Raw genomic sequence first — 15,773 nt, 5'->3', positions numbered from 1 at the left:
CCCACATGGGAGAGGAAAGCGCGATGAGCGACGGTTTCGAGGACACGACGACGGATGAGCCGGTGGAGGACGACTACACCGCGGATGACGCGTCGGGTGACTACTTCGACATCAACGGTGATGGTATCGAGGACGCCACGACGGTGGCCGGTGAGGAGACCTTCATCGATGTGGATCACGACGGGGTCGCCGACGGGGTGTTGACCGCCGACGGGGAGTTGTTCTCCGACACCGATGGTGATGGTGTGCTGGATTCGCAGTTGATCGACGTCGATGGTGACGGTCTGATCGATGAGGTGCACACCGACCTGGACGGTGACGGTGACGTGGATCAGGTCGCGGCCGACACCAACGCCGATGGTCTGGTGGACTCGGTGGGTACCGATGTCGACGGTGACGGGGCGTTGGACACCTACGCGGTGGACGCCAACGCCGACGGCCTGGTGGACTCGGTGATCACCGACCAGGACGAGGACGGTGTGGCGGACGTGACGATGACCGACGCCGACGGTGACGGGTACCTGGAGACCGTCGAGTACGGCGACACCGACAACTCCCAGAACCCCGGCCTGGGCACCAACATGAACCCCTACGCGAGCTGACGCGACGGGACCACGTGACCGGCCTCGGACCCTTCGGTCCGGGGCCGGTCATCGTTGGCCTCTAGGGGCAGCCGCGGCACCGTGTCGCGGACTCGTCCAGCCGCTTGTGGCAGAGGATCCCGCCCGGCCCGTCGAAAACGACGCCGGGGAAGGTGAACTCGCGGGTGGTCTCGTGGAAGTCGTGCGCCACGTGCAACGCTATCGACGCCCGGTTGTCCTTGTTGACCAGATACCAGGCGTCGGCGCTTCGATTCGCTATGAACTTCAACCGTTCCGTGGTGAGCCGGGTCCCGACGCCCCTCCGCCGGAAGCGCGGGTCGATGACCATGCCGCCGAGGTAGTACCCCTCCGGCGCGGAGTCCGGCGCCGGATTCGGCGGAGTCGTGACGTAGCTGATCCGGGCGTAGCCGACGATTCCGCCGTCGGGTCCCGTCGCGACGAACAACGCGTTGCGGGGCTTGGCCACGTGCTGTTGCGCGTTGACGAGCGCCCGCCGCGGCTCCTCGCCGTTGTACTCGGCGGACAGTGCGGCGCACACCACCAGATCCTGCGGCCGATCGGACAGGCGCACCGCGACCGCCATCTTCGGCAGTCGACGCCCGGGGGTCGACTCGTACTCCACGTACCGCATGGGACAACACGATAGGAGATTCCGGAATGTCAGGGAATGACAACGTCTGACCACCCGCCACGAGCGGCGCGGGCCGCCGTCGCCGGGGCCGGCGGCATCTATGCTGGGCGGTGACGATCACCGGCGACGGCGGGATCCGTCGACCGGCCCCGTGCCCGGCGAACGGAAGGTGAGGAACATGGCGGCACGCAAGGAGTTCCAGCGCGCGGTACGCGAGTACCGGACGGCCGCCGGGCTGGCGAACGCCGCCCGTGACGCGGCACCGGCCTTCGCGCCCGAACTCCCCGACCGGCAGCGCCGGATCATCACCCGACTGGCGCAGGCGGCCACCGTCATCACGCCCGGCTGGTTAGGACGGGCGCTGACCCGCGCCACCGATCCTCCCCCGCTCGGCGGTGCCTCCGGCACCGACCCGCTCGCCGTACGCATCGGCGAGTGCGAGGCGGGACCGGACCACCGGTTCCCGGTGGTGGTCAACCTGCTGGGCACCGGCCACCTGTGCGTGGACGCCGACGCCGACGACCCCCGGGCACTGTCCATCGTGCAGTCGGTGCCGTTGCGGCTGCTCGCGGCCCGGCCCGCCGACTCGTTCCGGGTGTCGCTGGCGGACCTGAGTGGACACGGCGTTTTCGCCGACTTCACGGCGATCGAGACCGCCGGGCTCACCGGACCGGTCGCCGTCGACGCCACCGGCCTGGACCGGATCCTCGCCGAGACCGAGTCGCACATCGCGTCGGCCCGCCGGCGGCACGTCTCGGACCTGCCCGAACGGCTCGTCGTGTTGAGCGGGCTCCACCGCGCCGACCCCCGGGTGGTCGCCCGGTTGACCGCGTTCGCGGCGGCCGCCGTCTCCGCCCGGCTCCACCTGGTGGTCGCCGGCTGGCGCGGCGGGACGTTGCCGGCCACCACCCACGTCTCGATGAAAGGTCCACAGGTGAGTGTCGCCGGTGTGCCGTTGCCCGTCGTCGTGGACGGCGTACCGGACCCGGAGGTCGTGCGCGGGGTGTGCGCGGACCTCGCCGACCAGCACGGTTGGTTGATCGGAGACCCGCCGTGAGCAGCGCGGACTACGACCGGTTGTTGGGTGAACTCGCCGACGAGCTGACCACGCACGGCTCCCCGCAGCGCCGCCGCAGCGAGATGGACGGCGACCTCGAGGCCCTCGACGACCGGCTGCTCGAACAGCAGGCCGACCTGCTGCACACCGCGACCAGGCTGCGGTACTCGCCGCCGCGGCTGTCCGCCGTCCCCCCCGCCGACCCGGTGACCGATCCCCGCCGGGCCGTCGCCGCCGCCTACCGGCACATCGACACCGCCGACGCCGCGATGTCCCACGCCCTGCGATGGGCGACGGTTCCCGGTTTCCTACCCAAGGCGGGTCCGCGGCTGCGGCACCTGTCCATGTACGCGTTGTGCGCGGTCGTGGCCGCCGCCGTCCACGCCCTGTTCATCGTCCGGAACGGCCTCACCGACGCGGCGCTGGGGTTCGCGATCGCACCGGCGGTGGCGTTCGCGGTGGCTTACCTGATGATCGGGACGTTCGGGAGACCCCGGTTGCGGCGGTCGAAGCGGCCGGAGCGCATCTACCGGCATCCGCGGGACGGTCTGGTCATGTGCGTGGCGATCGACCTGGCGGCGGCGCTCACCTGGATGCTGGCCTGATCGCCCCGAGCCGGTCCCGTGGAACCCGCATACACTTGCGCGAACCAACCGGCTTAGAGACCGTCATCGGGCCTCGTCCGTAGCGGGCGGCGGTCCGGTCGAGTGGGTCGCAAGGCGGAGGAGGTCCTGCGTACCGGTGTTTTACGCGGGGTCCTTCGACATCGCGGCGAGGCGCCGACCGCGCGTCGCGTAGTAGGACAGCAGGTTCGAAGACGGCCTCTCAGGAAGGCAGGCATGCGCAGAACGGCCTCTCGCGGCAGCCGCGCCAAGCGCCGCCACGTCGCCCGTCCCCGGGCCGACGTCCCTCCCACGCCCGAAGGCTGGCCCGACGGTGACGTCCTGAAGGACCGTCTGGAGATCAACTCCCTGGCGGCCACGCTTCTGGAGGAGATGGAACCCGACACCGTCCGCACGTTGTTGAAGCGGATGGACACCCCGGCGCGCAAGGCCGTCTTCGAGCCGCACAACATCCCGGTCACCAAGGTCAGTCTCCGGGCCGCCGACCAGGTTCTGGCGCTGTTGCGCTCCGACGACACGCCGGCGGAGAGCCCGATCCTGGGCGCGATGCTGAATCCGGCGGCCGAACTGTTCCACCACGCCGCGTTCGAGTCGGGTCAGGTCACCGGCCTCCGTCTGAAGCTGGTCGACCTGGCGTTGCCGTTGATCGTCACGAACGACCAGGTGGTCGCCGGTCTGCGCACCTGGCATCGCTGGGCGGAGGACTCGTTCGAGGACCTGACGCTGTCGGTGGTCATCGGGCTGAAGTGCTCACACGCCGCGTTGGCGGCGGCCTACCTGTCCGCCTCCCACCCCGACATCGCCGAGCGGTACACGGCACTGTGCGCGGAGTACCCGGCGCTGCCGCCGGTCGCGATCGGCCGGTTGACGACCACGAACCCGTTGACGCGGTATCTCGCGGGGCGACCGGACCGCAGGATACCGGGCACACCGGCCGAACTGCGGATGATGCTGCGGGACGACTCCCGGGTGCGGCAGGCGGAACTCGAGCAGGCGCAACGGGAACGCGCCCGCACACCCGACGACGACGCGCCGCCGTTGCCGGCCGAACCGGAGGTGTCGTCGGCCCCGGAGCCCTCCGAGCCTCCCGCCGGCCCGCCGCTGGAGGACGGCCCCGCGCTTCCGGGGGTTCAGGACTGGGCGAACGCGGTCATCGCGTCCCGGCGCATCACCGAGCGGTTGATCGCCGGTGAGGCGCCCGATCCGGTGGACCTGCTGCCGCTGCGGGTGCTTCAGGAGCAGATGACGCCCATGGCGGAACTGCTCACCCTGGTGCTGGGGCGGCAGGTGGCGCCCACCCGTGAGGCGGTCGACTCCGCGTTGGCGCTTGCGCTTTCGGAACCGGAGGCGGCACGGCACCTGGGCGAGGTCCCGGGGACCCGGGCCGAGGTGGCGCGGCGGCTCGCGGCGCTCCGGACGGACCCGCCGCAGAGCGGTGCCGGGGCGCCGGAGGACACCGTCACACCGGCGGTTCCGGAGTCCGACGACGCCGACCTGGCCGATCTGGACGGTGTGCTGCGCGGTGAGGCGGGCGCGCGACTGGCGTCGCTGGCGGGACCGGCCGCATCCCCGCCACGGCAACGGATCGCGGAGGTGGACGCACCGGTGGCGGCGGGCGCGCCGGCGGACGCGGGCTCCGGCGAACCGCCGGTGCCCGACGTCCCGGACCCGGTACGGGAACTGGTGGCGCTCGCACTTCAGATCAGGGTGCCGCAGGGTGCCGTCGCCGAACGCTTCCAGCGTGTCTCGGCGGAGCTGGAACCGGACGTCGCCGCGGATCCGGTGTCGCGGATGCTGATCGTGTCCGCGGCCATGCCGGTGTCACTGGTCGATCCGGCGGCGGGGGGCGTGCCGTGGCTCTCGGAGCCGCCGGGCGCCCTGTCGGCGTACCCGCGGGTCCTGGCACTGCGCGACGCGATCGCCGAACTGTGCCGTCAAGGAGTGCAGCCGCGGGATCCCGCGCTGATCAGGCTCGCCGACCTGACGAGCCGGCTGCACCACACCAGCCTGTCGGCTCAGGAACTGCTCTCGTCGGCCGAGACGCGCACGCTCAAGTTCGACAAGGCGACCAAGGTCTACCGGCACTGGATGGCACCGGGAGGGGTCCTCCGGCCGCTCGTGGACGCGCTCGCCCAGAACGGTCCGATCGAGCAGGTGGAGGCCCTGACCGAGGAGTGCCGGAAGCTCGGGGCCGGTCGCGCCATCGACGACACCGCCGCCGAACTCATGGACGCCAACCGGACCCGAATCGTCGCGGGCGCCCGCAAGACGTTGACCGACAAGTTCACCGAGGTGTTGGACCTCGCCGACGTCGCCGTCGCGATCGCGGCCGACATCCGGGGCGAGCGGCACGCCGACCGCACGGCGGTGTGGCGGTTCGACGCCCTGACCCGTTTCCGGGAACGCACCGACAAGGCACTGCCCGACATCGAGGCCGAACTGGCGGGCGCGACCGGCCCGTACCGGCTGGCGGCGGCGGCGGTGTGCCGGGCGTTGTCGTTGGCGGTCAGCCCGGATCCGTTGTACGGTCCCGAACCGGCACCGGCCTCGGTGTTCCCGCCGGGAGCCGCACCGGGAGACGGCGGCACGTCATGACGCCACCGTGGGAGGAGCTGCCGGAACAGGTGACCGCGGTCCTGTCGGCCGCGGCGGAGATGGTGGTCGCGCGGTCGGCCGTGCCGTTGTCGCGGGACAGGCTGCTGGAGACCACCGACGGCGTTCACGGCCTGTTGGCGGTGCTGACCGGTTCGGCCGGCCTGCGGCGGCTGCTGGGCCGCCGGTTGGGCGCCGGGATCGACACCGAACCGGCGACCGGCCTGGTCGCGGCGGATCCGGTGGCCGCCGAGCGGGCGGCCGCAGCGGTGCAACGGTTGTTGACGGAGCATCGGCGGGCACAGCGGCGGGAGCACCGGGCGCGCCGCCGCGCGGAACGGCCCGACGCCGAACAGCGCAGGTTCAGCCGGCTGGAGCACCGGGTCGGTGACCTCCGGGCCGCCCGGGACCGCCTGGAGGTGCAGCTCGCCACGCTGCGCGAGGAGAACCGGGAACTGCGCGGCACCATCGAGAACCTGGACGACGAACTCGGTCAGTTGCGTCGTCATCTGGAGATCGCCCACGCGAGGTTGGAACGGCTGCAGGCGGTCCGTGACGCGGCGGAGGAGGCGCCCCGACCGGAGCCGGTGCCGCGCGCGACCGTCGGTGAGGACCTGTCGCCGACCGTGCGGGTGCTGGGCGGCGGCACCGAGATCGGCGGCTCGTGCGTGCTGGTGACGGCGGGTGGGAGTCGCCTGTTGATCGACGCGGGGACCCGGCCGTCCGGAGTGGACGCCGATTCGCTCGCGCCGGAGGGCATCGGCGAACTGGACACCGCCCCCGACGCGATCCTGGTCACCCACGCGCACAACGACCACGCCGGTTGGGTTCCGGCGCTGCTGTCCAGGTTCCCCGGGGTACCGGTGATCGCCTCGGCGGCGACCTGCGATCTGTTGGGCACGATGTGGGCCGACTCCGCGAAGGTCATGGCCCGGCGGGCCGACTCCGACGAGTCGTGGGCGGGCGGTCCGCTGCCGCCGTACCGTCAGTCTGATGTGGATAGAGCGGTGTCCGCTCTGGACGCCCTGGGGTGCGGTCGCACCAGGCGCGTCGGCGCGTTGGACGTCGAGATGTTCGAGGCCGGCCACATCATCGGCGCGACCGGCGTGGTCGTCACCGCCGGGTCTCACCGGATCGTCGTCACCGGTGACGTGTCGCTGCCCGGGCAGCTCAGTGTGGGTGGCCTGCGGCTTCCGGAGTCGGCGATCGGTGCCGACCTGATGCTGCTGGAGTCCACCTACGCGGGAGCCGGACGGCTGCCCCCCAGACAGGCCATCGTGGACCAGTTCGTGGCCGACGCCGACCGTGTCCTCGGCCGGGGTGGGCGCATCCTGGTCCCGGCCTTCGCATTGGGCCGCGCGCAGGAGATCGCGCTCATCTGCCGACGCCATCTACCCGACGCCGAGGTACTGGTCGACGGCCTCGCCCGCGAACTCAGTCACGCCTATCAGCGTCACCCCGGCCCCGACGGCGAGCGGATCGCCGTGTTCCACGGCAACGTGCGGCCGGTGGAACCGGGCCGCACCAGGCAGGAGATCGCCGACGAGCGGCCGTGTCTGGTGGTCTCGACCTCCGGGATGCTCACCGGTGGGCCCGCCGTCGCCTGGGCGCGCGCCATCCTGCCCGACGCCCGTTCCGGGCTCATGGTGGTCGGCTACCAGGACGCCGACAGCCCCGGTTCGCGGCTGCTGGGGCTCGCCGACGCGGGAGGCGGACGCATGACGCTCCCCGACGGCGACGAACCGTTGGAGGTGGCGGCGCACGTCGGCCAGTACCGGCTGGGCGCCCACGCCACAGAGGACGAACTCGTCGACGTCGCGGCGCGGGCTCAGGCGGCGGTGGTCATGCCGGTACACGGTCGCGCCTCCGCGCAACGACAGTTCGCCCGCAGGCTGCAACTGCGCCGCCAGGCGACGGTCTCGGCCACCGAGACCTGGCGGCCCGAACCCTGAAGTCCCGGTTCCGGCACCTCGACGTCGTACGGAGAGCCGAAGTAGGCTTCACCGGCCTCGGCCGGTGAAGCCCGCGTCCCTCCGCTACGGGGTACCGCCGAGTGTCGCGGTGACGGTCTCCGACGTACCGCCGTCACGCGAGTAGGTGATCTCTACCCGGTCCCCCGGCTGCCTCGACTGCACCGCCGCGGCCACGTCGGCGGCCGAGGACACCTCGGTGTCGCCGATCGCCGTGATCACGTCGCCCTCGACCAGTCCGGCGTCCTCGGCGGGACTGCCGGGTTGCACGGTCGTGACCACGGCCCCGGCGACCGCTCCGGGCATGTCCGTCATGCTCACACCCAGGAAGGCCCGCTCCACCGACCCGCCCTCGATGATCTGGTCGGCCGTCGCGCGCACGGTCGAGGCCGGGATGGCGAAGCCGACGCCGATGTTGCCGCCGGAGCTGTCGGCCGTGGCGATGGCGGTGTTGATGCCGATCAGCTCGCCACGTCCGTTCACCAGGGCGCCACCGGAGTTGCCGTGGTTGATGGCGGCATCGGTCTGGATCAGGCCGTTCAACGTGGTCGCCGATCCCCGGGGGCCCTCTCCGGCCGAGATCGTGCGGTCCAGAGCGGACACGATGCCGGAGGTCACCGACCCCTGGAGTCCCAACGGCGATCCGAGCGCCAACACGGTGTCCCCGACCTCGAGCCCCTCGGAGTCGCCCACGGTGATGGGCGTCAACCCCTCCACGTCATCCACTTTGAGCACGGCGAGGTCTCCGGCCGGATCGGTGCCCACCACCTCGGCCGGGGCGGAGGTCCCGTCGGCGAACTGCACGGTGACCTCACCGCCGACCGCCGAGGCGACGACGTGGTTGTTGGTGATGATGTGACCCCGGTCGTCGTAGACGACCCCGGATCCACCGGCCGTCTCGGTCTCCACCGACACCACGGACGGCTGCACGGCCGCCGCCACGTCGGACAGGGTCGCCCCGTCGCCGACGAACTGCGAGGGCGAGGACGCGGGCGGGTCGTCGTCGGCGAGCGAGTACCCGATGAAGCCACCCGCACCACCCGCACCCAACGCGATGGCCACCGCCGCCGCGACGGCGGCGACCGCCCTGCCGCCGCGGCGACCGGGCCGCGGCGGTGCGGGCTCCGTGGAATACGGCGGCGCGGTCACCGGCCCGGAGACGTATCCGCCCGGCATCGCCGTGCCGCCGGGGACGTACGGGGACGGTTGCCACTGCGGGCCGCCGGGAGCCGACGCCGTGTACGGCGACGGGTCCGCCGCGCCCGGGGCGGGGCGGTCGCCCGCCGGCGGATTCCCCTCCGCGTGATCCGCCGACCGGTCGAACCGTCCGTGTGGGTCTTGTTCCTGAGCGTTCATGTCCTCAGCATGACGCCCCGGGCTTCGGCGAGACTGGAGAAACCTTCAGAGTTCTATGGGGATCCCCCCTCCGGTTCCTCGCCGGGACCGTCGTCGCCGGAACGCACGTCCGGATCCAGTCGCAGCCGCACGGTGAACTCGGCGCCCTCCCCCGGGCTCGATCGCGCCGACACCTCGCCGCCGTGCGCGGCCACCAGCGCCGCCACGATCGCCAGGCCGAGTCCGGTGCCGCCGGCCTGCCGGGACCGGGCCTTGTCCGCACGGTAGAACCGCTCGAACACCCGCTCCACCTGCTCCTGGGACATGCCCGGCCCGTCGTCGGTCACGACCATGTCGACGTAGTCGCCGTCACTGCGCAACCGCACCTCCACGTGGGAACCCGTGGGGGTGTGCCGGATGGCGTTGGTCACCAGGTTCGACAGCACCTGGCGCAGCCGCAGGTCGTCGCCGCGCACCAGGAACGGCCCGCCCTCGGTGTACAGGTCGATGGTGCGGCCGTCGGCGACCAGTTGCGCCGCCGAGACGGTGTCGGCGGCGACACTGAGTAGGTCCACCTGGTGCCACTCGAACGGCCGCTGCTGGTCCAGTCGCGCCAGCAACAACAGGTCCTCCACGAGCAGCCCCATCCGGATCGCCTCGGCCTCGATGCGCCGCATCAGCTCGGCGGCCTCCTCGGGGGGTACGTCGCCACGCTGGCGGTACAGCTCGGAGAACCCGCGCACCGTGGTCAGCGGCGTCCGTAGTTCGTGGCTGGCGTCGGCGACGAACCGGCGCATCCGCTCCTCCGAGGCCAGCGCCCGCTCCTCGGAGGCCTCGCGCGCCTCCAGTGCCGTCTCGATCTGGCCGAGCATGACGTTGAGGGCGGCCGACAACCGGCCCACCTCGGTGTCCGGGCCGCGCCGCGGCACCCGCAGCGACAGGTCTCCGGCGGCGATGGCGCTGGCGGTGTGCTCGATCTCCTTGAGCGGGTTGAGACTGGCACGCACCAGGGCGACTCCGAGCGCGGCGAGCCCTGCGAGCACCGCAGCCCCCACCAGCAGGTCGATCCAGATGAGCCGGGCGACGGTGGTGTCGACCTCGTCCATCGGTGTGGCGATCGCCAGTGCGACGCGCTGGCCGTCCGAGATGTGCGGATCTATCACAGTGGACAGGACGCGCCAGCGCAGTTTGCCGTCGGCCGACGGCATCGTCCGTGGGACGTCCGCCATCGCGTAGAGGTCCTCCGCCGTCAGCAGCGGCATCTCCTCGACGGCGAAGTGGGTGTCGTAGACGCCCAGGTCGTTGCCGACGGCCTGGTAGACCACGAACTCGGTGTAGAGCATCTGTGACGAGGTGCCGGGTGTGTCGATCATGATGGCCGCGTTGCGGGAGTCGAGCCGTTGCCGCAGGTCCTCGTCGACACGGTCGATCAGGTACTCCTGGAGCGAGTTGACGTTGGCCACGCTCATCAGCACCAGCGCGCCGGTCACCAGCAGCAACACCGCCGCCACCAGGCGCACCCGCAACGGCGTGTTCTCCCAGCGCCGTCCCAACGGCCCGGGAGCGCGGGCGTCGGTCGGATCTGCGGGTGTCTCCGTTTTCGTCACGACGGGGACCGCAGGACGTAACCGATGCCCCGCAACGTCTGTATCAACCGGGGCTCGGTGTTGTCGATCTTGCGGCGCAGATAGGACACATAGGACTCGACGATGCCGTCGTCGCCTCGGAAGTCGTAACGCCACACGTGGTCGAGGATCTGCGCCTTCGACAGCACTCGACCGGCGTTGACCATGAAGTACCGCAACAGCTTGAACTCCGTGGGCGACAACTGCACCGGGCGCCCCGCGCGCCACACCTCGTGCGTCTCCTCGTCCAACTCCAGGTCGGCGTACTTCAGGCGCGGCGGCGGGGGCACGTCGCCCTTGCTGCGCCGCAGCACCGCGCGGATGCGCGCGATGACCTCCTCGAGGCTGAACGGCTTGGTGACGTAGTCGTCGCCGCCCAGCGTGAGGCCGCGCACCTTGTCCTCCAGGGCGTCCCTGGCGGTCAGGTACACGATCGGGGTGCGGTCCGACCCGGACCTCACCCGCCTGGCGACCTCGAACCCGTCGAAGTCGGGCAACATCACGTCCAGCACCATGAGATCGGGCCGGTGACGGGTGACCGCGCGCACCGCCTCCTCGCCCCCGGTCGCCTGGTACACCGTGAACCCCGCGTACCGCAGACTGGTCGCCAGCAACTCGCAGATGTTGGGATCGTCCTCCACGACCAGCAGCGTGGCCTCGCCCTCGGGCTCCTTGTCCGCTACCGTCATGCCTACCATCTTGATCCAAGACCTCTGGATCGGTGCTGAATAACGCCTGAGAAGATACTGTGAATCCCATGACGTCGGGGTGATCAACCGCACGGCCGATACGCCCCTGGGCCGGTCGGCGGAAAATAGGCGGTTGTCGCACTACACGGGCGGCAGGGGGATCGGATACGCTGAAACCTCCCGCCCGGGTGCCAAGCGCCCGGTCTCGCGGGCCACCGGCCCAATGATGGGCACCGACTACCGACCTCAATGAGGGCGCAGATGACGCTGTCGATCGATACTCGTACGACCGCCGACGGCGGTATGGTCCTGAGCCTGGCAGGCGAAGTGGACTACGCCACCGCTCCCAAGATTCGCGAAACCATCACGGCGGTCCTCCGCGGTGAGAATGTGACATCTATCCAGGTCGACGTCGCTCACGTGACGGTACTGGACTCCACCGGCATCGGCACCCTGGTGGTCGCCTACCGCATCGCCCGGGACATGGGGATCCCGGTGACGGTCACCAATCCGAACAAGTTCATCACCAGGCTCTTCACCGTGGTGGGTGCGCAGGAACTGCTCGAGGAGCAGACCAGCGCGTTCGCCGCCGCGGTCAAGGAACGCTGATTCGGAAGGCGTACGGACACGACGTGGAACGGCCCCGGGCGCGAAGCCGCCGCCCGGGGCCGTTCGTCGTCTCACGGCCCGCAGCGGCGCGGGCCACTACCGGCGGGTAATCCTCACCACCCCCGGCGACAACTGCCCAGCTAGCCGGGTAACCGGCTTCACGATCGCCGAGGCGAGCGCGTAGTCTTATCGGTCGGGAAATAACGTCCACCAGGTCCCATCAGAAGAGGCGATCAAAGGCCGTGTCGAGTCAAGACAACACCTCAGGTGCACACTCACTCACCGAGTTCGGTCCCAACGAGTGGATCGTCGAGGAGATGTATCAGCGCTACCTCACCGATCCCGCCAGCGTCGAGCCGACCTGGCACGAGTTCTTCGCCGATTACCAGCCGTCCCAGGGCGGCGAACCCGCCGCCGCGCCCGCCAACGCCCCGGTCGCCACCGCCACCCGCGGTTCGGTGACCCCGAGCACCCCCGCGTCCACCGGGAACGGCAACCGGCCCGCCGAGACCGCGACCGCCGGGGAGCGCCCACGGGCGAAGGCGGCACCGACGAAGCAGACCGACGCCCCGCCCAAGCCCGGCACCACGACCGGCAAGTCCGCCGAGCCGGGCAAGAAGCCGACTCCCGCCAAGCCGGTGGCCTCGGAACCGGCCGGTGAGACGCGGCGCACCCCGTTGCGCGGCGTCGCCGGCAAGGTCGCCGCCAACATGGAGAAGTCCCTGGAGATCCCGACCGCCACGAGCGTCCGGGACGTTCCCGCCAAGCTGATCTCCGACAACCGCATCGTCATCAACAACCACCTCAAGCGGGGACGCGGCGGCAAGGTCAGCTTCACGCACCTCATCGGCTACGCCCTGGTGAAGGCGCTCGCGACCCACCCGGAGATGAACCACTCCTACGCGGAGGTGGACGGGAAGCCGCACCTGGTGGTGCCCGGCGCGGTCAACCTGGGCCTGGCGATCGACCTGAAGAAGGACGACGGCTCCCGCACCCTGGTGGTCCCGAGCATAAAGAACTGCCAGGAGATGGACTTCGCGCAGTTCTGGCAGGCGTACGAGGAGATCGTGCGCAAGGCGCGCAACAACAAGCTGACCCTGGAGGACCACACCGGGGCGACGCTGACGCTGACCAACCCCGGCGGAATCGGCACCGTCCACTCGGTACCGAGGCTGATGGCGGGGCAGAGCACCATCATCGGTGTCGGCGCGATGGAGTACCCGGCGCAGTTCGCCGGCGCCTCCGACGACACGATCACCGAGTTGGGCGTGTCCAAGACGATCACGGTCACGTCCACTTACGACCACCGTGTCATCCAGGGCGCCCAGTCCGGCGAGTTCCTGAAGCGGATGCACGAACTGCTGTTGGGCACCGACGGCTTCTACGACGAGATCTTCACCTCGCTGCGGATCCCGTACGAGCCGGTCCGCTGGGTCCGCGACGTCGCCCACACCTCCGAGGGCCAGATCGACAAGACCGCGCGGGTCATCGAGCTGATCCACGCCTACCGGGTCCGCGGCCACCTGATGGCCGACACCGACCCGTTGGAGTACGAGATCCGTCGCCACCCCGACCTGGACATCCTCGAACACGGGTTGACCCTGTGGGACCTGGACCGGTTCTTCCCGGTCGGCGGGTTCGCCGGGCAGCGCAAGATGCGGCTGCGCGACATCCTCGGTGTGCTGCGCGAGTCGTACTGCCGCCGTGTCGGCATCGAGTACATGCACATCCAGGAACCGGAAGAGCGGGCCTGGATCCAGGCGCGCGTCGAGCGGCCGTACGAGAAGCCCGAGACCGACCACCAGAAGCACATCCTGGGCCGGCTGAACGTCGCGGAGGCGTTCGAGACCTTCCTGGGCACCAAGTACGTCGGCCAGAAGCGGTTCTCGCTGGAGGGCGGCGAGTCGCTCATCCCGCTGTTGGACGAGGTGCTGTCGCACGCCGCGCGCGAGTCGCTCGACGAGGTCGTCATCGGCATGTCCCACCGTGGACGGTTGAACGTACTGTCCAACATCGTCGGAAAGCCGCCGGAGAAGATCTTCTCCGAGTTCGAGGGTTCGATGGACCCGAAGACGGTCCAGGGCTCCGGCGACGTCAAGTACCACCTGGGCATGACCGGGAAGTTCACCACCCCCGACGGCGAGTACGCCACGACGGTGTCGGTGGTGGCGAACCCGAGCCACCTGGAGGCGGTGGACCCGGTGCTGGAGGGCATCGTCCGCGCCAAGCAGGACCGGCTCGACCTCGGCCTGGAGGGCTACACCGTCCTGCCGCTGCTGGTGCACGGTGACGCCGCCTTCGCCGGGCAGGGCGTGGTCGCCGAGACGCTGAACCTGTCGCAGCTGCGGGGCTACCGCACCGGCGGGACGGTCCACGTCATCGTCAACAACCAGGTCGGTTTCACCACCGCACCGGAGTACTCGCGTTCGTCGCTGTACTCCACCGACGTCGCCCGCATGATCCAGGCGCCGATCTTCCACGTGAACGGCGACGACCCCGAGGCGGTCGTCCGGGTCGCCAAGCTGGCGTTCGAGTACCGGCAGACGTTCAACAAGGACGTCGTCATCGACATGCTGTGCTACCGCCGCCGCGGCCACAACGAGGGCGACGACCCGTCGATGACCAACCCGTTGATGTACCAGATCATCGACGCCAAGCGCTCGGTCCGCAAGCTGTACACCGAGGCGCTGATCGGGCGCGGTGACATCTCGGTCGCCGACGCGGAGGAGGCGCTGAAGGACTACCAGTCCCAACTGGAACGGGTCTTCACCTCGACCAAGAAGGCGATCGCGGGGATCGGCCAGCCGACCCGCACCCGTACCGTGGAACCGGAGGTCGAGGTCGACACCGCCGTGGACGCCTCGGTCCTCAAACGGATCGGCGAGGTGCAGACCTCGCTGCCGGAGGGCTTCACGCCGCACAAGCGGGTGAACCAGGTGTTGCAGCGTCGCGCCAAGGCCGCCGTGGAGGGCGACGTCGACTGGGCGTTCGGGGAGATCCTGGCGTTCGGTTCGCTGCTGTCGCAGGGTGTCTCGGTCCGGCTCGCCGGTCAGGACTCCCGTCGCGGCACCTTCGTGCAGCGGCACTCGGTCGTCGTGGACCACGACACCGCCGCGGAGTACACTCCGATCGCCTCGTTGGCCTCGGACGGCGCCCGCTTCTGGGTGTACGACTCGCTGCTGAGCGAGTTCGCCGCGATGGGCTTCGAGTACGGCTACTCGGTGGAGAACCCGGACGCGCTGGTGTGCTGGGAGGCCCAGTTCGGCGACTTCGCCAACGGCGCCCAGTCCATCGTGGACGAGTTCATCTCCTCCAGTGAGGCCAAGTGGGGCCAGCGTTCCGGCGTGGTCCTGCTCCTGCCGCACGGCCACGAGGGAGCCGGTCCGGACCACACCTCCGGGCGCCCGGAACGGTACCTCCAGCTGTGCGCGGAGGACAACATGCGGGTCGCCAACTGCACCACCCCGGCGAACTACTTCCACCTGCTGCGCCGCCAGGCGTTGTCGCCGAAGAAGAAGCCGCTCGTCGTCTTCACACCGAAGTCGCTGCTGCGCAACAAGCACTGCGTGTCGGCGGTGTCGGACTTCACCTCCGGCCGGTTCCAGCCGGTGTTGGGCGACCCCGCGGTCGCCGACGGCACGGTCGATCCGTCGCGGGTGAAGCGGGTCCTGCTGTGCTCCGGCAAGGTGTACTACGACCTCGCCGCGGCCCGCGAGAAGCACGGGATCACCGACACCGCGTTGATCCGGGTGGAGATGCTGTACCCGCTGCCCGCCGAGGAGATCAAGGCGGAGCTGGCCCGGTTCGGCAACGCGGAGGAGCACGCCTGGGTGCAGGAGGAGCCGGCGAACCAGGGCGCCTGGTCGCACATCGCGCTCAACCTGCTGGAACACCTCGACGGTGTCAGCCTGCGCCGGATCTCGCGTCCGGCCGCCGCCGCCCCGTCGGTCGGTTCGCAGAAGATCCACGACGTCGAGCAGCAGGCGCTGATCGACGTGGCCATGCCGGCCAAGTCCTGATCCACCCGGACGGGCCGGGCG

At 70.4% G+C, this 15,773-nt stretch carries 11 protein-coding genes; 7 read left to right on the top strand and 4 right to left on the bottom strand.

What is annotated here, in order from left to right; all coding sequences use genetic code 11:
• Positions 1-602 (top strand): hypothetical protein (locus LX16_RS18875; RefSeq protein WP_211354587.1); only part of this gene is annotated, 602 nt, incomplete at its 5' end.
• Positions 603-663: 61 nt separating this feature from the next.
• Here LX16_RS18875 and LX16_RS18870 read toward each other — a convergent pair.
• The gene (locus LX16_RS18870) at positions 664-1,233 is read right to left on the bottom strand and encodes a GNAT family N-acetyltransferase (RefSeq protein ID WP_147140661.1); all 570 of its coding nucleotides are present in this window, start codon (positions 1,231-1,233) and stop codon (positions 664-666) included.
• A 178-nt stretch (positions 1,234-1,411) separates the two neighbouring features.
• On the opposite strand from LX16_RS18870, the gene LX16_RS18865 reads away from it, so the two are divergent.
• The 4 genes from LX16_RS18865 to LX16_RS18850 all read left to right on the top strand — a co-directional run bounded on the left by LX16_RS18865 (position 1,412) and on the right by LX16_RS18850 (position 7,457).
• Entirely contained in the window at positions 1,412-2,290 is an 879-nt protein-coding gene (locus LX16_RS18865; RefSeq protein WP_147140659.1) for a hypothetical protein, read from the top strand.
• Positions 2,287-2,895 (top strand): hypothetical protein, encoded by a 609-nt coding sequence (locus tag LX16_RS18860; RefSeq protein WP_147140658.1) that lies wholly within the window; start codon positions 2,287-2,289, stop codon positions 2,893-2,895. Before LX16_RS18865 ends, LX16_RS18860 begins: the two co-directional genes overlap by 4 nt.
• Positions 2,896-3,129: 234 nt before the next feature.
• Positions 3,130-5,508 (top strand): hypothetical protein, encoded by a 2,379-nt coding sequence (locus LX16_RS18855; protein WP_147140656.1) that lies wholly within the window; start codon positions 3,130-3,132, stop codon positions 5,506-5,508.
• Positions 5,505-7,457 carry an MBL fold metallo-hydrolase gene (locus LX16_RS18850; RefSeq protein WP_147140653.1) on the top strand — a complete coding sequence of 651 codons (1,953 nt, stop codon included), beginning with the start codon at positions 5,505-5,507 and terminating at the stop codon, positions 7,455-7,457. The genes LX16_RS18855 and LX16_RS18850 overlap by 4 nt, the downstream gene beginning before the upstream one ends.
• An 84-nt stretch (positions 7,458-7,541) precedes the next feature.
• Here the strand turns inward: LX16_RS18850 and LX16_RS18845 are convergent, their stop codons facing one another.
• From LX16_RS18845 to LX16_RS18835, 3 genes are read right to left on the bottom strand one after another with little or no spacing between them, the layout of a single operon-like run.
• Positions 7,542-8,831, bottom strand: a complete 1,290-nt coding sequence (locus LX16_RS18845; RefSeq protein ID WP_147140651.1) for a S1C family serine protease — start codon at positions 8,829-8,831, stop codon at positions 7,542-7,544.
• Between the two features lie 53 nt (positions 8,832-8,884).
• Positions 8,885-10,417, bottom strand: a complete 1,533-nt coding sequence (locus tag LX16_RS18840) for a sensor histidine kinase (RefSeq protein ID WP_211354586.1) — start codon at positions 10,415-10,417, stop codon at positions 8,885-8,887.
• Positions 10,414-11,124, bottom strand: a complete 711-nt coding sequence (locus LX16_RS18835) for a response regulator transcription factor (RefSeq protein ID WP_147140649.1) — start codon at positions 11,122-11,124, stop codon at positions 10,414-10,416. Before LX16_RS18835 ends, LX16_RS18840 begins: the two co-directional genes overlap by 4 nt.
• Before the next feature lie 261 nt (positions 11,125-11,385).
• On the opposite strand from LX16_RS18835, the gene LX16_RS18830 reads away from it, so the two are divergent.
• Positions 11,386-11,733 carry an STAS domain-containing protein gene (locus LX16_RS18830; protein ID WP_158645655.1) on the top strand — a complete coding sequence of 116 codons (348 nt, stop codon included), beginning with the start codon at positions 11,386-11,388 and terminating at the stop codon, positions 11,731-11,733.
• 317 nt (positions 11,734-12,050) lie between these two features.
• Positions 12,051-15,752 (top strand): multifunctional oxoglutarate decarboxylase/oxoglutarate dehydrogenase thiamine pyrophosphate-binding subunit/dihydrolipoyllysine-residue succinyltransferase subunit, encoded by a 3,702-nt coding sequence (locus LX16_RS18825; protein ID WP_425304436.1) that lies wholly within the window; start codon positions 12,051-12,053, stop codon positions 15,750-15,752.
• Positions 15,753-15,773: the final 21 nt, after the last annotated feature.

It is taken from the genome of Stackebrandtia albiflava, assembly GCF_007994225.1.
GTDB classification, from domain to species: domain Bacteria; phylum Actinomycetota; class Actinomycetes; order Mycobacteriales; family Micromonosporaceae; genus Stackebrandtia; species Stackebrandtia albiflava.
The sequence above is the reverse complement of the archived record's forward strand: the minus strand, read 5'-3'. Positions and strand labels throughout refer to the sequence as shown.

Coding starts and splice junctions, on each gene's coding strand:
- LX16_RS18865 (WP_147140659.1), top strand. CDS start 1,412: ATGGCGGCACGCAAGGAGTTCCAGCGCGCGGTACGCGAGTACCGGACG.
- LX16_RS18825 (WP_425304436.1), top strand. CDS start 12,051: ATGTATCAGCGCTACCTCACCGATCCCGCCAGCGTCGAGCCGACCTGG.
- LX16_RS18845 (WP_147140651.1), bottom strand. CDS start 8,831: ATGAACGCTCAGGAACAAGACCCACACGGACGGTTCGACCGGTCGGCG.
- LX16_RS18870 (WP_147140661.1), bottom strand. CDS start 1,233: ATGCGGTACGTGGAGTACGAGTCGACCCCCGGGCGTCGACTGCCGAAG.
- LX16_RS18855 (WP_147140656.1), top strand. CDS start 3,130: ATGCGCAGAACGGCCTCTCGCGGCAGCCGCGCCAAGCGCCGCCACGTC.
- LX16_RS18830 (WP_158645655.1), top strand. CDS start 11,386: ATGACGCTGTCGATCGATACTCGTACGACCGCCGACGGCGGTATGGTC.
- LX16_RS18850 (WP_147140653.1), top strand. CDS start 5,505: ATGACGCCACCGTGGGAGGAGCTGCCGGAACAGGTGACCGCGGTCCTG.
- LX16_RS18835 (WP_147140649.1), bottom strand. CDS start 11,124: ATGACGGTAGCGGACAAGGAGCCCGAGGGCGAGGCCACGCTGCTGGTC.